Here is a 20,722-nt window from a genome sequence, read left to right as displayed (position 1 = left end):
TCAATATTGTCACACCGCTTAGTGCCAAATTCCCATTTATAAGTGATTGAATCCTATATGAAAGCGTTTTATATTATTAAAGAAAACCTCTTTTTCCTCTTTCTATATCTCCATGCGACCTCATCCGCACATCACGAATGTCTGGAGGCCTTTTTATGTATATGACTGCAAGAGAACAAAAGCTTTTAAAGCATTTATTATTACTGAACCGATATGTAACCGTAACGGAGCTGGCTGAGGTGATGGAGGTCAGCACCAGAACCATTCACAGGGAGCTGAAATCAATCAAGCTGCTGATGGAGACTGTGGGGCTCAAGCTCGATAAACAGCCCGGCAAAGGCTTGAAGGTGCTAGGGAATCCCGAAGATAAACAAAAGCTGCTCACCGAGCTGTCACATGAACAGCATGAATACAGCGCGGATGAACGAAAACTGCTGATTCTCTGTTCGCTATTGGAGTCCCAAGAACCGGTGAAGCTGTACACCCTCGCTCATGATTTGCAGGTCACCAATGCTACGGTCAGCTACGATTTAGATGAGCTGGAGAAATGGATTTCTCCATTCGGATTAACACTGATTCGAAAAAGAGGCTTTGGCATCCAGCTCATGGGGCCGGAGAACGCGAAACGAAAAATTGTCGGCAATCTGATTGTGAACCGCCTCGACATCCAAATGTTTTTGGAAGCGGTTGAATTAAACATTAAAGGAAAAGCCGATTCCTCCGAGAAGATGTTCGGGGTTGTCAGCAAAGGCGAGCTGTTAAAAATGGAGCGGATTTTATTCCAGCTGAAAGAAAAAATCGCATTTTCTCTATCTGACAGCTCCTATATAGCGCTTGTCGTTCATCTGACGTTTGCGATCGAACGCATTAAACTTGGCGAAACGATCAGCATGGAAGAGAGCGAGCTTGATGAACTCAAAAGTGCAAAAGAATACAGCTCCGCTCTGGAAATCGCGGGTGAGCTTGAACGTGCTTTCGGCGTGACAATCCCGGAAGCGGAGGTCGGCTATATAACGATCCACCTGCGAAGCGCCAACCGCAAATACAAAACAGAATACAGAGCACAGGAAATAGAGCTTGAAACAGCCCTGCAAACAAAACGGCTGATCGCTTTTATTTCAGATAAAATCAGAATGGATCTGACGAAAAACTACTCTTTATATGAGGGCTTGATTGCCCATTTGGAACCGGCCATCAGCCGCATGAAAGAAAACATCGATATTTATAATCCACTGAAGGAACAGATCAAGCGCGATTATTTTCTGCTGTATATGGCGATAGAAGAGGGTGTGGAGAAATTTTTCCCGGACATGTCCTTTTCCGATGATGAAATTGCCTTTATCGTTCTACACTTCGGTTCAGCGCTTGAAATCAAAAAAGAAGAAGCTAAAGTGAAAGCCCTTGTTGTCTGCTCAAGCGGAATTGGTTCTTCGAAAATGCTTGCTTCAAGATTGAAGAAAGAGCTGCCGGAAATTGAATCGTTTGATATGTCGTCACTGATCGAGCTGAAGGACCGCGACACTCAAGCCTATGATATGATTGTGTCCACTGTGCCAATCCCTTATCAAGACATCGACTATATTATGGTCAGCCCGCTTTTAAATGAGGAAGACGCAAACCAGGTGAAGCAGTATATCAAGCGGAAAATCCCGCTCATTCTTGAGAAAAGAAGAAGCCCGAAGGAAGAGACGCGGCAAGCCGACATCCCTGACATGCTGGCAGCGGCGGAAAGCATCGGACGATACATGGCGGTCATTCAAGACGTCTTGCGCCATTTTTCACTTACTGAAATGAAAACAAAGCCGGATCACGGCGTGCTGCTGTTTGAGCTTTTTCAACAGCTGAAAAAGGATGGCCTCATCCGAGATCCTGAAAAAGCGGCTGATTGCCTTGCAGAACGCGAAAAACAGGGGGGATTGGGCATACCCGGTACAAACATGGCGCTTTATCATCTCAAAAATGATCATATCGTCCTGCCTTTTTTCAAAATGTACGATCTCAGCACATCTTTTGAAGTCAATGGCATGGACGGAAATACCCTCAGTATGACGAGAATTCTCGTCATGATGGCGCCGGCCACATTATCAGCAGAAGGCTCAGAGGTTTTGAGTGCGATCAGCTCTGCCATTATTGAAAGCGAAGAAAGCATGGCGGGCTTTCAGGAGGAAGGGGAACGAGAACTGTATCAGCGTTTAAACCGCATCTTTTTCAATTGGATGAAAGAAAAAAACATCCCGTAATCACACATTTCACACGCCAAAAAAAGGCGTGTGTTTTTGTATGGATGCAGAACAAAATAAAAAAATGCGGGACTATTTTATCATTCTGTAATGGAATAGTTCCAAAATGAAATAGTTTTACAAGTTATCTTTTTTGGGTTAAAATGGGTGAGGTAAGGAAGATAATCTAACCAATTATAGAGGATTCAAGAGATATAGGAGATGACCAATATGGAAACATTACAGCATCTGATTCTGCATGACATGCCGGATAGCGAAGAAATAGAAGCTGTAAAAAGCGGAGCTCACACGCTGACATACGCAGCATATCGCAAACGAATCAATCAGCTGGCGAATGCTCTGCTTCAAAAAGGAATTCAAAAAGGCGACCGTGTGGCATTGTTATGCAAAAACGGCCACCCCGCATCGACACTTATGTTTGCCGCACTTGAAATCGGCGCCGTTGTTGTACCTGTCAGCTGGCAGCTGAAACCATACGAGATGACAGGCATTTTAAAAGCAAGTGAACCGAAAGCATTGTTTTACGGATCAGAATTTAAAGAGACAATGGATGAAGTGCTGCCTGAGCTGTCTTCTGTGTGTTTGATCATGGAAACAGGTACAGCGTATGAGACATCTCCAGTGTTTGAAGCGCTTTTTGCAGGTCCTGATCATTTGCCGGAAGCAGAAATCGTTTCTCCAGATGATACAGCGCTCCTGATGTTTACGTCAGGGACAACAGGGAATCCGAAAAGATGCATGATCACCCATGGCGGTATTTACAATTACGTATCAAAATCAAATAGCTCAAGCGCACGAATGAAAAATCTGCGTTTTCTGGCGTGCCACCCGATTTATCATACGAGCGCACTTATTTGTATCATGCTTGGAACGTTTGCGGGAACCACGTTTATTTTTACAAAGGACCAAGATCCTGTTGATATGCTAAAGGTTATTGAAGAAGAAAAAATTCAAACGATCATGGCCCTTCCTGTGTTTTACACTTATTTGCTAGAGGCGTGGGAAAAACATCAAACCGATCTGTCCTCGCTCATCATTTTGATGACAGGCGGAACAAAAGTGCCTAGCAGCCTGATTCAACGGTATCTTGATATCGGCATACAGCTCGCTCACGGTTACGGAAGCACAGAAGCTTGGGGAATCAGCACATGGGTTCCTGAAATGGGAATGGATAAAGCGGCCTCTGCCGGTAAACCCGTTGCTGATGTTCAAGTCAAGGTAGAAGATCCTGAGACGAGAGAAGCGCTGCCGCAAGGTGAAATCGGAGAAATTGTTGTGCACAGCCCATTCTTATTTAAAGGCTATGAGGAAAACCCTGAAGCGACAGCAAAGGTGCTGCAAAACGGCTGGTTCAGAACCGGAGATTCAGGCTACGTGGATGAGGACGGCTTTATCTTCATCACCGGACGATACAAGGATGTCATTATTTACGGAGGCGACAATGTCTATCCTGATCAGGTTGAAGAAGTCATCCAGCAGATCCCGGGCATCCTTGAAACAGCAGTTGTCGGGATACCGGACCCGCTGTACGGAGAAAAACCAAAAGCCTTTATCGTTACTAACGGCACTCAGGAAATAACGGAAGCGGATGTCATTGCATATTGTAAAGAACGCTTGTCCGCTTACAAAATTCCTGAAATCGAATTCGTAAAGGAACTTCCGAAAAATAATCTCGGCAAAGTAAAAAAAGACGTCTTGCGCAAGCAAGCCGTACATTCATAAAAGAAAAAGCCTGTCATTTATGTGACGGGCTTTTTTGCGGTTGCGCAGACTGAAAGCTCAGGTTTAATGTCTTTATATTGGATATCAATGTCTTTGAAGCCTGCCGTTTTCAGGTCAGTGAGCATCTGTTTTCCGAACGATTCAGTTTTTTCAGGACTGGCATCTGCTTCCCGGGGCTGCATCGTAATGGCCGCTTTGCCGCCGGGTTTTAATGCTTGATAAATCTGTTTGATGCCTTCTTGCTGGTTATTCCAAATCGTATAGTTGTTAACGGAAATGACTTTATCATAATACGCGGCGGGGAGGGGAAACGTTTCAATGCTGCCTTGTATCAGGCGAACACGGTCTGTTTTTAATCTATGTGCAGCCAGCTTCAGCATAGCCTCTGATACATCAAGCCCATGGATATGAACGTTCTTTTCGCGTTTCAGCATCTGCTTCATGCAATAACCCGGTCCAAAACCGACTTCTAGAATGCGGTCTCCGCGTGTTAATCCAAGCTGATCTATTGTCCACTGATTCAGTGTTTTATTTTCAGCAGCCATGATGTATCCGGCAAGTATGCCGAACATCCCCTTCGGTCTGCTGAATTTTTTAGAAAGCATGTTAATCATTCAGCAACCTCCTTTTCACATCATTTTCCTCCTTGCGTTCCATGTGAAACATTTTTCTGATAAAGCATTCCGAAGGTGCTGGACCATGTTTATCCAAAGTAGGCACGAGGTACACAACAAATAGACATGAAAAAAAAGGAGGAGAATCATTATGGCAAACTATCCGAAAGAACTGCCGGCACAAACCCAAAATCGCCAGCCGGGAATTGAAAGTGAAATGAATCCGAGTCCCGTATATGAGTACGAGCATTATAAAGGTGCTGATAAATTAAAAGGAAAAGTCGCACTCATTACAGGCGGCGACAGCGGAATCGGACGTGCGGTATCTGTGGCTTACGCAAAGGAAGGCGCTGACATCGCCATTGTATATAAGGATGAGCAGGGAGATGCTGAAGATACCAAAAAACGCGTTGAACAAGAGGGCGTGAAATGTCTCTTAATCTCCGGAGATGTGGGCGACGAGGAGTTCTGTAATGAAGCGGTTGAAAAAACCGTGAATGAACTCGGCCGTCTGGATATCCTTGTGAACAATGCCGGTGAGCAGCATCCGAAGGAAAGCATCAAAGACATTTCAAGCGAACAGCTTCACCGCACATTCAAAACAAACTTTTATTCACAATTTTATTTGACTAAAAAAGCAATTGATTATATGAAACCAGGCAGTGCGATCATCAATACGACTTCTATTAACCCTTATCGCGGTAATCCGATGCTGATTGATTATACGGCTACGAAAGGTGCGATCAATGCCTTTACAAGAACAATGGCGCAGGCACTTGTCAAAGACGGCATCCGTGTAAATGCGGTAGCCCCGGGACCAATCTGGACACCGTTAATTCCGTCTACATTCTCAGAAGATACAGTCGCTCAATTTGGGCAAAATACGCCGATGGGCCGTCCGGGTCAGCCTGTTGAGCATGTCGGCTGCTATGTGCTGCTGGCATCAGATGAATCATCCTATATGACAGGACAAACGCTGCATGTAAACGGCGGAGACTTTGTGACGACGTAAGAGGGAGTGAGGAAATGAGCATCACAAAAGAAGAAGTAAACAGCTACTATCAAAAAGCTGGTATTGTTTTAACAGATGATGAAGTAGAACAAATTCAGCTCATGGACTACGGCTTGGGAAAAGAACGAAAAGTCGGGCTCCAGCTCTTTGTCTATGTAAATACAGACCGGTATTGTTCAAAGGAACTGGTGCTGTTTCCCGGACAGACGTGCCCGGAGCATCGCCATCCGCCGGTCGGGGAACAGGAAGGCAAGCAGGAGACCTTCCGCTGCCGCTACGGAAAAGTATATCTTTATGTTGAAGGAGAAAAAACGCAGCTTCCAAAGGTTCTTCCTCCACAAGAGGATAGAGAATACTATACAGTCTGGCATGAGATCGAGCTTGAACCCGGCGGGCAATATACAATTCCGCCGAACACGAAGCATTGGTTCCAGGCCGGGGAGGAAGGCGCAGTCGTAACGGAAATGTCTTCAACCAGCACAGACAAACATGATATCTTTACCGACCCTAGAATTTAAGGATGAGGCTTAAAAAGCCCATCCTTTTTTTATATTGAAAAAAACGGAAACACCGTTATAATGGGTAAAAAAGGAAAGAGGGCGAGGGAGATGTTCACCTGCAACGTAAACGAGCACATTACCATCCGGTTATTGGAGCCAAAAGATGCGGATCGGCTGGTAGCAATCATTCATGAGAACCAGCAGCGAATCAGCCAATGGCTATTCTGGGCTGAAAATCCAAGTGATGCCGAAACGTACAGGGAAACGCTCATTCCGGATTGGCGGCGTCAGTATGCTGACCTGAACGGCATTGAAGCGGGGATTCTATATGACGGCAGCTTGTGCGGCATGATTAGCCTGCATAACCTTGACCAAGTAAATAAAAAAGCGGAAATTGGCTATTGGATTGGCGAGGAATACGAAGGCAAAGGCATTATCACTGCCGCCTGCCGAACACTCATCACGTATGCCTTTCAGGATCTGGAATTGAATCGTGTTGCGATCTGTGCGGCTGTCGGAAATCACAAAAGCAGAGCGATCCCGGAGCGCCTCGGCTTTCAAGAGGAAAGAATAGCGAGGGAAGGCATATTCATTAAAGGCAAGTTTCACGACCTCGTCTATTACAGTCTGTTAAAGCGTGAATGGGAAGCAAAAAATTAAAGAGCGCATTTTCTTGTTTAAATCGGTCCCGAATGTGGAAAAGTAACAGCGGAGACGTTAAAAAGGAGTGATTCGAGATGAATCAGCAAGATATTAAACAAAAAGTGCTTGAAGTTCTAGATCACCATAAAGTAGGTTCGCTCGCAACGGTTCAAAAGGGCAAACCGCATTCCCGCTACATGACTTTTTTCCATGACGGGCTGACGATTTATACACCGACAAGCAAAGAAACTCATAAAGCTGAAGAAATTGAGAATAACCCCAATGTGCACATTTTATTAGGGTATGATTGTGAAGGCTTTGGCGATGCGTATGTCGAAGTCACAGGAAAAGCAAAAATAAACAATTCAACAGAATTGAAAGACAAAATCTGGAGTTCTAAATTGGAGCGCTGGTTTGACGGCAAGGATGACCCGAACCTGGTGATTCTTGAAATCGAACCGGAAAATATCAGATTAATGAATGCGGGAGAGAAAACACCAGTCTCACTTGATGTATAAAAAAGTTTGTGTTTTCAGGGGCGATATGTTATCATGAATAGCTAAGCAAGAAAATAAGCAAATAAAAAAGAAAGTAAACTTCTTTTTTCTGTTTTGAGAGAGAAGCTTTTACCGCTTCACAAGCAGCAAACCAGCTGCCCTTATTCTTTTCCTTCATAACAAATCGCCCCTAACGATGAGATGGAAAAAAGACTTTTTTGTTTTACAATTCACACCGGCGCGGCTTCGGAGCCGCAGTGACGATTGAGAGGTAGGGCTTTCGTTGTCTTGTGTTCAAGAAATTTCCATGGTGTTTACTTTCCAGAATGATTCTTCGGAACAATGCTTTAGAATCTAACCCGCCCGACTTGGCGGATGATATAATCTTTATTTGCGTATAGAAAAGAATAAGACAAACCGCTCGGCATACGCCGGCGGTTTTTTATTTTGAAAAAAACAAATCACACATGAAACTTCTGGCTGTTACCTTCAGTCTTATCACTAGGATGAAACTGGAGGAAAGAATACCGTGCATGTTATTACAACACAAGTCGTTTTTATTTTCTGTTTTTTGTTATTGATTCACTCAATAGAGACCCTTGCCTATGCCACAAGGCTTTCAGGGGCCCGGGTAGGGTTTATCGCGTCCGCGCTTTCCTTGTTTAATGTCATGGTCATCGTGTCAAGAATGTCAAACATGGTTCAGCAGCCCTTCACGGGGCACTTAATTGATGATGCCGGAAAAAACGCGCTGGCGCTCGTAGGCGAGCAGTTCCGGTTCCTGATCTTTGGCTCGACGGTCGGGACTATTGTGGGCATTATCCTTCTTCCGTCTTTTGTCGCCCTTTTTTCACGTGCGATCATCCACTTGGCGAGCGGGGGCGGCTCCGTTATTCAGGTCTTTCGGAAAGGATTTTCTAAGAATGGATGTAAAAATGCCTGCTCCTATTTGCGTCTGCCGTCTGCTTCGTATTTGAAGGGGTTTCACATGCGCTTCATTCCAAAACGGCTGTTTGTCATTAATATGCTGATCACGTCCATTTATACAATCGGTGTGCTTTCCGCACTTTACGCAGGGCTTCTTGCACCCGAGCGCAGCACGACGGCGGTTATGGCATCAGGCCTAATCAACGGGATTGCGACGATGCTGCTGGCCATTTTTGTTGATCCGAAAGTGTCTGTTCTTGCTGATGATGTGGCAAAAGGAAAACGAAGCTATGTTTATTTGAAATGGACCTCTGTGACAATGGTGACGTCAAGGGTAGCGGGCACGCTTCTTGCCCAGCTTATGTTTATCCCTGGCGCTTATTATATCGCGTGGCTGACAAAATGGTTTTGATGGCGAAAAGCTGACCTAATGAAAGGTCAGCTTTTTATTTATTCGGCGATGTTGCCCATAGAAATGGCGATTCGGTTCCAGCTGTTAATTTGATTAATGATGAGGATTAAATCAACATATTCTTTTTCATTATAATATTTACGCACCTCTTGATATACATCATCAGGCACACGTTTGTTAGAAATAAAAGTGACATGCTCCGTCAGCAATAATGCTGCTTTTTCTTCAGGGGTGTAAAAACTGCACTCTTCCCAAGCGTTTAATCCGTAAATACGCTGTTCGGTTTCTCCCATTTTTCGGGCATCTTTCGTATGAATGTTAATGCAGTAGGCGCAGCCATTTAATTGTGATGCTCTTATTTTCATTAGCTCTCTTGTCGTCCGGTTAATACCGGACGTATTTGTGTATGCCTCCATTTTCATCATGATTTGTAATCCATCAGGGGCTGTTTGGTCGTAGGGAATCCTCTTCGTCATCATTCCATCTCCTTTCACTACTGTATAATGATGACATGATGGTCGGGTTTAAAAAAGAAATCAGCCTGAAGCAGATTCAAGCTGTTTTCTTAATAGTGGCGGCATCACATCATGCCGCTTTATCGTTTATTTAAAGTTCCTTAATCCGCGGTCATACAAAAAGTTTCCGAATGGGACGAATGCGGCGACGAAACCGGCGGCTGACCATTTTAGCGACCATTTCACAGAGAACGTCACATAGGCCAACACAAGCAAATACAAAATAAACAATCCGCCGTGAACAGAACCGACAATTGTCACCGCAAGAGAAAGGCCTGCCCAATATTTGAGCGGCATGGCGACGAAAAGCAGGATTAAGAGTGACATTCCTTCAATAAAACCCATCGTGCGAAGTCTTCCGATCGGCGTTTGCAGCATAAATCGCCCTCCTCGTGGACACGTTTTCATCTATACTATAAACAATCCGGCGGGCATATATGACAAGTTTCAGAAAATGTTCGGAAAACATTCATATTTGGCTTACTCATCATCCAGCTCTTTGTTTTTTAGAAAAGATCTTCGGAGACTTAAAAAGTTGATGATAAAATAAAAGAAGAAAAACAGAATGGCGAGCATCAATGCTTCCAGCCACTCATTGAGAGTATGTGGATAGCCTGTAAACAGTATACTAATAATAAAAAACATTACACCTGTTGTAAGGCTCGCTGCCATTATTTCTTTTCTTTTTTTTCGGTAGGTCACTTCAGTCGCAATCTCAGGGTGCTCAAGACCTGATAATAAATAGCGAATGAGAATATATCCTGCAAAAACAACAAATCCAACACCGCTTACCATGTACTCCATAGGATCTCGTTGAAGAACAAAACCTCTAATAATGAAATCTATCAGCATTAAGGCAGCAAGTATAAATCCTGCTTCCCCATAAAACTGTGTCATTTTCTTTTCGACATACTCATCTTTAAAAACAAAAAATAATTGCTTCATTGGCAGTCCCCTTCCCAAAATAATTCATCTAGTGTCTTATCCAACGCCTTCGCAATCGCGATGCATAGCTGCAGCGTTGGATTGTACTTGCCTTTTTCAATCAATCCGATTGTTTGTCTTGTCACTTGAACATATTGTGCCAATTGAGACTGGGTCCACCCCTTTTCCACCCGTGCCAGTTTTACGCGATTGGTCATGTTTGCCCCCTGTGTAATATATATATTGCATAATGTTAAATATATATTACTTTTCTGGTGTTTGAAAGTCAATGAAATCTAAATCTTTTATCTTGTCATTTACACAAATTCCCGAGATAATGTGAACAAAAATAAAAGAAGGATTTTGATATGAAACTTGACCAAATTGATCTGAATATCATTGCGGAACTGAAAAAAGACAGCCGTTTGTCCATGAGGGAGCTAGGAAGGAAAATTAAGCTGTCCCCGCCATCAGTCACTGAACGGGTGAGACAGCTGGAATCGTTTGGCATCATTAAGCAATATACGCTGGAGGTTGATCAGAAAAAACTTGGCCTTCCGGTTTCCTGTATTGTCGAAGCAACCGTCAAAAACGGGGATTACGATCGATTCAAAAGCTACATTCAAACGCTGCCGAATATTGAATTTTGCTATCGGATTGCGGGAGCGGCCTGCTATATCCTGAAAATCAATGCGGAGAGCCTTGAAGCAGTAGAAGCTTTCATCAATAAAACAACACCTTACGCCCAAACCGTCACTCATGTCATTTTCTCAGAAATTGATACAAAAAACGGGGGCGGTTAGAGAGTGCTTGGTCAAGTCTGTTATAATAATAGGATGAGCGTGAAAGAAAGAGAAGTGATCAAGCATGTCAAAAACAGTTGTATTAGCTGAAAAACCTTCAGTCGGCCGAGATTTGGCCCGGGTGCTGAAGTGCCATAAAAAAGGGAACGGTTATCTCGAAGGAGATCAATATATTGTCACATGGGCTTTAGGCCATTTGGTGACACTTGCTGATCCGGAAGGCTACGGAAAAGAATTTCAATCATGGCGGCTTGAGGATCTGCCGATTATCCCTGAACCACTAAAGCTAGTGGTCATCAAAAAAACCGGAAAGCAGTTCAATGCGGTGAAATCGCAGCTTACCCGCAAGGACGTCAATCAGATCGTCATCGCGACAGATGCCGGCAGGGAAGGTGAGCTCGTCGCACGCTGGATCATTGAAAAAGCGAACGTCCGTAAACCGATCAAACGGCTGTGGATTTCATCAGTAACGGACAAAGCGATCAAGGAAGGTTTTCAAAAGCTGCGCAGCGGCAAAGAGTATGAAAATCTGTACCACTCAGCCGTTGCCAGAGCAGAAGCGGATTGGATTGTCGGCATTAACGCGACCCGTGCGCTCACCACAAAATTCAATGCCCAGCTTTCATGCGGACGCGTGCAGACGCCGACGCTAGCCATGATTGCGAAGCGCGAGGCGGACATCCAAGCCTTCAAACCTGTTCCGTATTACGGCATTCGCGCAGCGGTCGATGGAATGACGCTGACGTGGCAGGAAAAGAAATCGAAGCAGACGAGAACATTTGATCAAGGCGTGACAAGCCGTTTGCTAAAAGAACTTGATGGAAAACAGGCGGTGGTCGCTGAACTGAAAAAAACAGCGAAAAAAAGCTTTGCTCCTGCGCTTTACGACTTGACGGAACTCCAGCGGGACGCCCACAAACGTTACGGATTTTCCGCCAAAGAAACGCTCTCAGTTCTCCAGAAGCTGTATGAGCAGCACAAGCTTGTCACATATCCGCGGACAGACTCACGGTTTTTATCCAGTGACATTGTCCCAACCTTAAAAGACCGGCTGGAGGGCATGGAAGTGAAACCGTATGCCCAATATGTCACCCAAATTAAAAAGCGCGGCATCAAATCGCATAAAGGCTACGTCAATGATGCTAAAGTGTCAGACCACCATGCGATTATCCCGACTGAAGAGCCGCTTGTTCTCAGCAGTCTCAGCGATAAAGAACGCAAGCTGTATGACCTGATTGCCAAACGTTTCTTAGCTGTGCTGATGCCGGCTTTCGAATATGAAGAAACAAAGGTCATGGCAGAAATCGGCGGAGAAACCTTTACAGCGAAAGGAAAAACCGTGCAGTCACAAGGCTGGAAAGCCGTTTATGACATGGCTGACGAGGATGACGAGCAGGAGGACGACAGAGATCAGACGCTGCCGGCTCTGGAAAAAGGCACCTCGCTCACTGTCCGCACATTAACTGAAACAAGCGGACAAACAAAACCGCCAGCCCGTTTTAATGAAGGGACGCTGCTGTCAGCTATGGAGAACCCAAGTGCCTTTATGCAGGGAGAAGAAAAAGACCTTGTCAAAACGCTTGGCGAAACAGGCGGCCTCGGTACGGTTGCAACGCGTGCCGACATTATCGAAAAACTGTTCAACAGCTTTTTAATTGAGAAAAAAGAAAAAGACATTTTTATCACCTCAAAAGGAAAACAGCTCCTGCAGCTCGTTCCTGAGGATTTGAAATCACCTGCTTTAACGGCAGAATGGGAACAAAAGCTGTCCGCCATTGCGGCCGGAAAATTAAAATCCGCTGTCTTTATTAAAGACATGAAGGCTTACGCGAAGCAAACGGTAACAGAAATCAAAAACAGCAGCCAAACCTTCCGACATGATAACATTACGGGAACGGCATGTCCGGAGTGCGGCAAAATGATGCTGAAGGTAAACGGCAAGCGCGGCACCATGCTCGTGTGCCAGGACCGGGAATGCGGAAGCAGAAAAACGATCGCCAGAAAAACAAACGCGCGCTGCCCGAACTGCCATAAAAGAATGGAGCTTCGAGGCCAAGGAGAAGGCCAGACCTTCGCGTGTGTTTGCGGGCACCGTGAGAAGCTTTCTGTATTTGAAAAACGGAAAAACAAAGACAAAGGGCGCGCTACAAAGCGGGACGTCTCTTCCTATTTGAAAAAACAAAATAAAGATGAACCGATTAACAATGCGTTGGCGGAACAGCTGAAGAAACTCGGTTTGGATAAATAAAAAGAAACCTGTGCGATTCGCACAGGTTTCTTTTTATTGGACTTAGGTCCTGTTTTTTGAAAGTTCAAAAAGGGAAAAAAAAGCTAGTAATCTTCGTTTTTTTCTTTTATAGTTGATATAATTTGTAACATGGCAGTAATAATTTCGTCATATATTGGTGTGCGTCTGATTCGCTTCGGACGACAAAGGGGGACTTGCCTGTGCGGCATGTGTTGGTCGCTGCTATCTTATGTTGCTTATCTATCGGACTTTCCGCAGGGTGCGTTGAAGCTGGAAATAAAATCCTATATCAGTCGGAGGCAGATAGGAATACCCGACCGCTTCAGCCGGCGGAGTATTTCATCTATCACAATCTTATGAATGACCAGGGGCTTATCAAAACGGATTTCTCAGATCAGCCCTCCTATTTATCAGAATCGATTGGCCTGTGGATGGAGTTTTTGGTCAGCAGACAAGACGCCTCGCATTTTCAGGAGCAATATCAGCATCTGACGGATTCTTTTCTTCTGAACCATCACCTGGTGACATGGAAGATACAAAACGGTCAAGCGAGCGGGACAAACGCGCTGATTGATGATATGAGAATCATGGTGTCTCTCGATCAGGCAGCTGCTCTTTGGGGGAGCAGCCAATATGAAAAAACGGCCCGTGATATCGGCACGGCTTTAAAATCATACAACATGTACAATGGGATGTTTACAGACTTTTACGATTCAGCCTCTCAGGCCGCTTCAAAGGACGTGACGCTTTCGTATGTCATGCCCGATGCACTAGCTGTTTTGAAAAAGTATGGAATCATAGACGAAGAAACAGTACAGCGAAATGCCGATGTTCTCTATCTAGCCCCTTTAAAGAATGGTTTCCTTCCAAAAACGTACAGCGCAGCGTCGAAGCAGTACAAATATGACAGTGAAGTAAACGTCATTGACCAGCTCTACGCTGCGTGGCATTTGCCGGAAGGGAATGAAAAAGCCGCTGTGATAGCGGAGTGGGTCAAAAAGGAATTTCAGGCAAACGGAAAGCTGTACGGACGATATTCAGCAGATACGAAGGAGCCTGCCGTCCAATATGAGTCGCCGTCCGTATACGCGTTAGCTGCTTTATTTTTGACAAAACAACATGAAGACAGCTCGGTCATCAAAGCGATTTATGATAGAATGAATGACTTTGAAATTCTTGATCCGGCGAAATCGTATTATGGGGGTTACATGAGCGGCTCTGACACGCACTCGTTCGACAATCTGCTGCCGCTGTTAGCCGAAAGGAAGCTTTTTAATGAAACGATCATTCAATGAATCACAAAAATTATTTGCTTATCTTTCAGGGCTCATCGCAGCCCTGTCTCTGTTTATTTTTTATGTGTCCGCCGAGCAGTCGGAGGGCTTTCTGATCATTTGCATCACATTTGTCGTGATCGGGGCCGGCATTTGGTTCGGTCCGATTTACGCGCTGGCGGTCACTTTAATCGTTCTCTTTGTTCTTGGCACGCTCATGATGTTTTTTCAGACTGGACAGGCTGTGATGTTTTCGGCTGAAGACGGGCTGCGCATGCTGATCGTGTGGGGAATTGCGCTTTTGCTGTTTTCCTTTATGTCAGGAAGAATCCACGATATTGCAGCAGAGCTGCGCCGTTCAGTCAAACGTCTTCAATCTGAAATCAAAAGCTTCGTGGCTGTCGACAGAGTGACGGGTTTTGATAACAAGCAAAGAATGAAACTGGAATTGTCAGAGGAAATCAAACGGGCGGAGCGCTACGGCAATTCCTTTGTCTTTTTGCTGCTTCATATGCAATATTTCAAGGAATTTAAGTCTTTGTACGGAGAGAAAGAGACCGACCGCCTCTTTCAATTCGTCAGCCTGCAAATCAGGTCAAGCGTCCGGGAAACGGATAAAAAATTCCGCCCCTCTGACGAGCGCTTCGGCATTGTGCTGACACACACGCCGGCTGAACATATGCCGGCCGTTCTGGCAAAGCTGAAAAAACAGCTGGACACGTATCAGCTGACAAACGAAAAGTATGTGTCGCTTACGTTCCATGTCTGTTATTTACCTTATCGAAGAGATATAAGGACGGCTGATCAATTTTTAGATGAACTGGAAAACGAGATGATGATGAATGAACTTTAGAAGAATAACGCTACTCTGCGTGACCGTTCTGATGCTGACAGCTATTGCTTCTTTTCCCGTTTCGGCCCAAGCAAAGGGGCAGGATGACGGTATTCTCATCATCTACTCAACCTTGGACGGCAAAGAGTCGCCTCAAGTCAAAATGCTCGATTTATGGGCCGGCCATTTTACATCTCATGTCACGGTCAGAAAAGATTCGGATGTTACAGCATCTGATGTGAAAGGCAAAGAACATGTTATCTATTACGGGCAAACGAAAAGAAAGCTCAGCAAAAAACTGGTGTCCCTCATCAGCGGCGTAAAAAAACCTGTCGTCGCCATCGGCTATAATGCCGGACAAATCAGCCAATTTTCCGGCCTCTCCTTAACCCGCAAAGAACATGTCTATCAGATTCACAGCAGCACGGAAAAAAACGATGTCTCCTTAGAGAGCGGGCTTCACGTGCTGAGCGTATCAGGCCTGAAAGGAAAGGCGCTGTATACCTTTACATCTGGTGACGGCAAAGCGCGTCCGTTTATATGGAAAACGGAAAAATCAAATGTGTATATCGGCTTGACCAATCTGTTAAATGACAATCTGATTGTGGCGAAAGAGCTTCGAGAAGCATTTGGAGAGAAGGCTGGAACCACGCTTTTATATTTGCGGCTGGAGGATATCAGCCCGATGTCTGATGAAACCTTGCTGCTTCAAGCCGGTACATATCTGTACAAGAGACATGTGCCTTTTATCCTGTCAGTCATTCCGGTATATCTGAATCCGGAAACAGGTGATAAAGTGTATTTGTCTGATAAACCGAAGATGGTCAAGGTATTGAAAAAACTGCAAAGCATGGGCGGCAGTATCATTGTTCATGGCTACACACACGCCTATCGCCACAGTGAAACAGGAGAGGGCTTCGAGTTTTGGGATGCCAAGGCGGACCAGCCAATCACTTCGGAAAATGCCGATGACACCCCGTCCATTTTGGAAAAGGAACAGGCTTTTCCGAATGAACAGGCCTATAAGAGCTATTTGAAGCCGTTTCAGGAAAAGGAAGAAACATATACAAGGCAAAAGCTGACGCACGCCATTGAGGATTTAACCTCGGCAGGGCTTTATCCGCTGGCATTTGAAGCCCCGCACTACACGATGTCTGAGTACGGCTATCAAATGGCTTCACAGTATTTTTCAAGCATGTTTGGGCAGGTGCAGCTCAGCAATACAACATGGAAAACCTCCGGCGCATCCCCGTTTGTGACCAAACCAGCTATGCTGCATGGGATGACGCTGTATCCGGAAACAATCGGTTTTGTCGATACATCAAAACAAAACCCGCTCGGCGATATGGAGGAGCACATCTCACAGATGATTGATTTTGAAGGCGGAGTGGCCGGAGGGTTTTATCACCCGTATCTTGGGATGAAATATTTGCCTGAGCTTGTTGACCAGATGGAACGCATTCCGGACAGTGAATGGCTTGATTTGAAGAAAACGAAACAAACCGTCAAAACAGACAAAGTGGAAATTCGTACAAGCGGTGACGGAACGATTCAGGTGAAAAACGGCGTAAGCGCCGTCGGCGAGTTTTTCGACCACCATCGGCAAACCCCGTTGGAAAAGGCGTTATGGATTCTCTCCGCAGTTGTGCTCTTGTTTGTCATCATGTTTGTCAGCTATACGTTTTACTTGAGAGCCACATTAAAAAAACGAATGTTTAAGGAGAGAAGAAGCCTTGGGTAATATGCTGTTCTTTATCTCGCTGAGTTTAATATGGGTCATGCTTCTCTATCACATGTTTCTCATGCAGGGCGGATTCCGCCACTACATGACCTTCGAGCGGAACATTCCGAAGTGGAGAGAAAACATGAAGGAATTGCCGAAGGTCAGTGTGCTCATCCCGGCCCATAATGAAGAAGTTGTCATTCGGCAGACGCTGAAGGCTATGGTGAATCTTTATTATCCGAAGGACCGGCTGGAGATTATTGTGGTAAACGATAATTCTTCAGACGGGACGGGTGATATCGTCAATGAATTTTCCCAGAAATACGATTTTATCAAAATGGTGATCACAAAACCGCCTAACGCCGGAAAAGGCAAATCCTCGGCGCTCAACTCCGGTTTTGCTGAATCGAACGGTGATGTCATTTGTGTATATGACGCCGACAACACGCCTGAAAAAATGGCCGTGTATTATCTTGTTCTCGGTCTGATGAATGACGAGAAGGCAGGCGCAGTGGTGGGGAAATTCCGTGTCATCAATGCGGCAAAAACGCTGCTGACGAAGTTTATCAATATTGAAACGATCTGTTTTCAGTGGATGGCGCAGGGAGGCAGATGGAAGTGGTTCAAAATCGCTACCATTCCCGGAACCAATTTCGCGATCCGCAGAAGCATTATTGAAAAGCTCGGGGGCTGGGATGATAAAGCGCTGGCTGAAGATACCGAGCTGACCATCCGGGTGTATAACCTCGGCTATCACATCCGCTTTTTCCCGGCTGCTATTACTTGGGAGCAGGAGCCGGAAACGTGGAAGGTGTGGTGGCGCCAGCGGACGAGATGGGCGCGCGGCAATCAATATGTCGTCCTGAAGTTTTTGGCGCAGTTTTTCAAACTGAAACGAAAACGGATTATCTTTGACTTGTTTTACTTTTTCTTTACGTATTTCCTGTTTTTCTTTGGCGTGATCATGTCAAACACGATATTTGTGGTCAATCTGTTTTATGATTTGCATTTGTCGGTCGGGTTTTTGGCAATGATCCTTTGGATTTTGGCGTTTTTCTTATTTATGACCGAGGTCATGATTACGTTAAGCATCGAAAAAACAGAAATGAACAGGCAAAACTTCTTTATCGTATTTCTGATGTACTTTACGTACTCGCAGGCATGGATTGTGCTCGTGATCTATTCTTTATTCGTAGAAATCAAGCACCGTATATTCAAGCAGGAGGTCAAATGGTACAAGACAGAACGATACAATCAACATAAAAGCGGGTGACCTTTTTGAAACAACTACTTATTTTTCTTACAAGCATTATGCTGCTGGCAATGACCGGACAAGCGGCCTTCGCCCAAGAGATGCAGGTCGAAGGCTCTCTTCTAGGCAAAAGCAGCCGTGAACAAGCCAAACAGCAGGTGCTGACAAGCGATCTCGTGACACTGTACGGATCAAAAGACAGTGCGGAACTGACGTATCAGATCCCCGCAGGCGCCTCTTACGGCAGCCAGCAATTGGTGATTGAATACGAGGCATCGGATCTATTAATTTCTCCTTCTTCGTTAACGGCTGTGATTGACGATGAACCGGTAAAAACGGTAAAGCTAAACGGGCATTCAAAACGGAAAACACTGAAGCTGAACTTGACCAAAAGCCAGTCCAGCCAAGGTTATCACAGCGTATCACTGAAATTTTACGGCGTCATGAAAGAGGGCGTCTGCGTCAGACAGGATACGTCCGGCAACTGGATCAAAATTTTTCCGGACAGCCGCCTGACACTGGCGGACAGCAGCGAAGCGAAGGGAACGTCACTTGAACATTACCCATACCCATTTGCCCAGTCGGGTAATACAGCGGAAGAGACTGCTATTGTCATTCCGGATAACCCGAGTTCGGCAGAAATTGAAGCGGCTGTCAAAACAGAAGGATTCCTGAAAACTGCGGACAGCAGTGTCAGCATTTCGTTTGTGAAGGAATCTGAAGTGAAGCAAATCGACAAGCCGACCATTTTCATCGGTGAGGACAAGCATTGGAACGGCAAGGTGAAAAAGCTGATCAAACAAGCCGGCTTACAGGCAAAAGGAGAAAAACTTCTGCTTGCGGAGCGCGTGCTGAAAGCGCAGGGCAAGCAGCAGCCGGTTCTGTTTGCTCAAGCGGCGTCTGATGATGTGCTCTCAGAAAAAATTAGCGTCATCACTGATCAGACTTACACCGGCCAGCTAAGCGGCGAAACACTTTCTATTGGCAAGCTTCAAAAGGCTGAAAAGCAGGAAAGCAATAAGCTGACCCTTGAGAAATTCGGGGCAGAAGATATGACTATTGGAGCTGACAAAACATCTTCAGCGCATTATTTTTATCCGGCTTCGGCGGTGATAGATCAAAACCAATCAGCCAAGCTGTCGCTTAAGCTAAAGAAATCGGAAACGATTCAAGCAGCCGCCGCAGAAAGCGATTCATCCTCTCAAGCAGCAGAGCTGAAGGTCCTCATCAACGGGCAGCCGCATTCGGTCCGCCTCAATGAATTAGGAAAAGAAGATAAAAACGGATACTATCATGTCACGCTGAAAGTAGACCCTAAGCTGCTGCAGAAAAACCGCTACATTGATATGCAGTTTATCACCACGGGCTTAAAGGAAAACAACCCTTGCAATACAACCGACGAAGAGAAATGGGTCTTTATTGATAAAAGCAGCACATTGTCTTACACCGTCAAAGGCACAGCTCCGTCAGCGAATTTTCAGGAGTGGCCGCTTCCTTACGCCGGAAATCAGGAACAGGCTACACTGATTGTGCTTCCTGACAGTGTGAGCCAACCTAAGCTTAAAGAGCTTTCTCTCGTTACTGATTCCTTCGGAAGCGAAGCCCAGCAATCTTTTACAGTAAGGAAAGCATCTGAAGTCAAAGCGGATGACGCGAAAGGCCGGAACTTAATTTTCATCGGCGGTGTCAGCCAGTTCTCTCTTTTGAAAGAGAAATCTTCTGAGCTGCTCGTGCCTCAAGCGAAAAACGGCTCGTTTGACGTGTCGGGCTTTGAAATGCTGAACGAGACAACGAAACAAATGGCATTTACCCAGGCATCTTTATGGGATTCAAATTATACGATGGCTGTTTTTGCGCCGCTGAAAGAAAATGGTGCAGCCGTCACAAAAGAAATGATCAGCTTTTTGAACAGCAATGATGACACGGCGACCGTCATCAATGAAACAAACAGCCAGCAGGTGTTTACAAACCACCAGCAGCTCAAATCGGAACCAAACAGTTCTGAAGCAGAAAAAACAGCCCAAGATCAAGGCCAAAAACTGCTGTATATCGGCGTGCTGGCTCTCATTATGGTGATTGCGGCATGCTTCATTTGGGTCACCGTTAGACGAAGAAAAAGAAGGATAGATAGAGAATAAGACAGAGGCTGATACCAGCCTCTGTTTTTTTGTTTTTGGATCAAATTTTCCATTTGTGGAACCTGTCATTTTATTTTTTTCTCCCGGCCGATAAGCCTCTTTACAACATACGTAAACGGGAGTATGATCTCTTTTAGAAAACAAATCGCTTAATCTGAAAACAGAGCGGGGGACCCATTTTGGCGGCATTTTGCCGCTCGGGGTGAATCCTTTTTAGGTAGGGCAAACTCTCATATGCCCGAATCCGTCAGCTAACCTCGTAAGCGTTCATGAGAGGAGATGAATGAAACCTGTGTTCGATGTTAAGGCACAGGGGCATCCGTTTGCCTCTGTGTTTTTTGCTGTTCAATTTTCAGAATGTAAATCGCATACAGAGACATCATAGCAGAAAGGACTATTATAAAATGTGAGAACAGATGCGGATGGTTTATTGTTTTAATGAAAATG

At 45.2% G+C, this 20,722-nt stretch carries 19 protein-coding genes and 1 riboswitch; of the genes, 14 read left to right on the top strand and 5 right to left on the bottom strand.

Annotation, left to right across the window (positions count from 1 at the left end; translation table 11 throughout):
• Positions 1 to 155: 155 nt before the first annotated feature.
• Both V6D42_RS17235 and V6D42_RS17230 read left to right on the top strand, forming a co-directional pair.
• On the top strand, positions 156 to 2,240 hold the full coding sequence (locus tag V6D42_RS17235; protein ID WP_333514051.1) for a BglG family transcription antiterminator: 2,085 nt from the start codon (positions 156 to 158) through the stop codon (positions 2,238 to 2,240).
• Positions 2,241 to 2,450: 210 nt separating this feature from the next.
• Positions 2,451 to 3,962 carry a class I adenylate-forming enzyme family protein gene (locus V6D42_RS17230; protein WP_333514050.1) on the top strand — a complete coding sequence of 504 codons (1,512 nt, stop codon included), beginning with the start codon at positions 2,451 to 2,453 and terminating at the stop codon, positions 3,960 to 3,962.
• Positions 3,963 to 3,979: 17 nt separating this feature from the next.
• On the opposite strand, the gene V6D42_RS17225 is transcribed toward V6D42_RS17230, so the two are convergent.
• Positions 3,980 to 4,576 (bottom strand): class I SAM-dependent methyltransferase, encoded by a 597-nt coding sequence (locus V6D42_RS17225; protein ID WP_333514049.1) that lies wholly within the window; start codon positions 4,574 to 4,576, stop codon positions 3,980 to 3,982.
• A gap of 151 nt (positions 4,577 to 4,727) precedes the next feature.
• Between V6D42_RS17225 and V6D42_RS17220 the strand changes: the two genes are divergently transcribed.
• The 5 genes from V6D42_RS17220 to amj all read left to right on the top strand — a co-directional run bounded on the left by V6D42_RS17220 (position 4,728) and on the right by amj (position 8,566).
• A complete protein-coding gene (locus V6D42_RS17220; RefSeq protein WP_168746957.1) occupies positions 4,728 to 5,588 on the top strand; it encodes an SDR family oxidoreductase in 861 nt (286 codons plus the stop codon).
• A gap of 14 nt (positions 5,589 to 5,602) precedes the next feature.
• Positions 5,603 to 6,106, top strand: a complete 504-nt coding sequence (gene lyxE / locus V6D42_RS17215; RefSeq protein ID WP_045383391.1) for a D-lyxose ketol-isomerase — start codon at positions 5,603 to 5,605, stop codon at positions 6,104 to 6,106.
• Between the two features lie 90 nt (positions 6,107 to 6,196).
• Positions 6,197 to 6,748, top strand: a complete 552-nt coding sequence (locus V6D42_RS17210; protein WP_333514048.1) for a GNAT family N-acetyltransferase — start codon at positions 6,197 to 6,199, stop codon at positions 6,746 to 6,748.
• A gap of 77 nt (positions 6,749 to 6,825) precedes the next feature.
• Positions 6,826 to 7,248: a pyridoxamine 5'-phosphate oxidase family protein gene (locus V6D42_RS17205; protein ID WP_333514047.1), complete on the top strand. Its 423-nt coding sequence runs from the start codon at positions 6,826 to 6,828 to the stop codon at positions 7,246 to 7,248.
• A gap of 508 nt (positions 7,249 to 7,756) precedes the next feature.
• Positions 7,757 to 8,566 (top strand): lipid II flippase Amj, encoded by an 810-nt coding sequence (gene amj / locus V6D42_RS17200; RefSeq protein ID WP_333514046.1) that lies wholly within the window; start codon positions 7,757 to 7,759, stop codon positions 8,564 to 8,566.
• A gap of 38 nt (positions 8,567 to 8,604) precedes the next feature.
• Here amj and V6D42_RS17195 read toward each other — a convergent pair whose 3' ends face one another.
• From V6D42_RS17195 to V6D42_RS17180, 4 genes are all read right to left on the bottom strand, one after another.
• Complete coding sequence (locus V6D42_RS17195; protein WP_333514045.1) at positions 8,605 to 9,042, bottom strand: carboxymuconolactone decarboxylase family protein; 438 nt, start codon at positions 9,040 to 9,042, stop codon at positions 8,605 to 8,607.
• A gap of 126 nt (positions 9,043 to 9,168) precedes the next feature.
• Entirely contained in the window at positions 9,169 to 9,459 is a 291-nt protein-coding gene (locus tag V6D42_RS17190) for a DUF3817 domain-containing protein (protein ID WP_010333070.1), read from the bottom strand.
• A gap of 102 nt (positions 9,460 to 9,561) precedes the next feature.
• Positions 9,562 to 10,026 (bottom strand): DUF6773 family protein, encoded by a 465-nt coding sequence (locus V6D42_RS17185; RefSeq protein ID WP_333514044.1) that lies wholly within the window; start codon positions 10,024 to 10,026, stop codon positions 9,562 to 9,564.
• Positions 10,023 to 10,223, bottom strand: a complete 201-nt coding sequence (locus V6D42_RS17180; RefSeq protein WP_101864010.1) for a helix-turn-helix transcriptional regulator — start codon at positions 10,221 to 10,223, stop codon at positions 10,023 to 10,025. Before V6D42_RS17180 ends, V6D42_RS17185 begins: the two co-directional genes overlap by 4 nt.
• 150 nt (positions 10,224 to 10,373) lie before the next feature.
• Between V6D42_RS17180 and lrpC the strand changes: the two genes are divergently transcribed.
• The 7 genes from lrpC to V6D42_RS17145 all read left to right on the top strand — a co-directional run bounded on the left by lrpC (position 10,374) and on the right by V6D42_RS17145 (position 20,275).
• A complete protein-coding gene (lrpC, locus tag V6D42_RS17175) occupies positions 10,374 to 10,808 on the top strand; it encodes a transcriptional regulator LrpC (RefSeq protein WP_333514043.1) in 435 nt (144 codons plus the stop codon).
• Between the two features lie 64 nt (positions 10,809 to 10,872).
• Positions 10,873 to 13,056 (top strand): DNA topoisomerase III, encoded by a 2,184-nt coding sequence (locus V6D42_RS17170; protein WP_333514042.1) that lies wholly within the window; start codon positions 10,873 to 10,875, stop codon positions 13,054 to 13,056.
• A 200-nt stretch (positions 13,057 to 13,256) separates the two neighbouring features.
• Positions 13,257 to 14,351, top strand: coding sequence for a lipoprotein YdaJ (locus V6D42_RS17165; RefSeq protein WP_333514041.1), 1,095 nt, complete (start codon positions 13,257 to 13,259; stop codon positions 14,349 to 14,351).
• Positions 14,332 to 15,183, top strand: a complete 852-nt coding sequence (locus tag V6D42_RS17160; RefSeq protein ID WP_333514040.1) for a diguanylate cyclase domain-containing protein — start codon at positions 14,332 to 14,334, stop codon at positions 15,181 to 15,183. Before V6D42_RS17165 ends, V6D42_RS17160 begins: the two co-directional genes overlap by 20 nt.
• A complete protein-coding gene (locus V6D42_RS17155; RefSeq protein ID WP_333514039.1) occupies positions 15,173 to 16,903 on the top strand; it encodes a DUF2334 domain-containing protein in 1,731 nt (576 codons plus the stop codon). Before V6D42_RS17160 ends, V6D42_RS17155 begins: the two co-directional genes overlap by 11 nt.
• Complete coding sequence (locus tag V6D42_RS17150; protein WP_333514038.1) at positions 16,896 to 18,158, top strand: glycosyltransferase family 2 protein; 1,263 nt, start codon at positions 16,896 to 16,898, stop codon at positions 18,156 to 18,158. The genes V6D42_RS17155 and V6D42_RS17150 overlap by 8 nt, the downstream gene beginning before the upstream one ends.
• Positions 18,159 to 18,163: 5 nt before the next feature.
• Entirely contained in the window at positions 18,164 to 20,275 is a 2,112-nt protein-coding gene (locus tag V6D42_RS17145) for a cellulose biosynthesis cyclic di-GMP-binding regulatory protein BcsB (protein ID WP_333514037.1), read from the top strand.
• 136 nt (positions 20,276 to 20,411) lie between these two features.
• Positions 20,412 to 20,556: riboswitch (cyclic di-AMP (ydaO/yuaA leader) on the top strand.
• Positions 20,557 to 20,722 lie beyond the last annotated feature (166 nt).

Source organism: Bacillus sp. 0909A (assembly GCF_036765115.1).
GTDB lineage: Bacteria > Bacillota > Bacilli > Bacillales > Bacillaceae > Bacillus > Bacillus mojavensis.
Note: the sequence above shows the minus strand (reverse complement) of the source record. Positions and strands in the feature narration are given on the sequence as shown.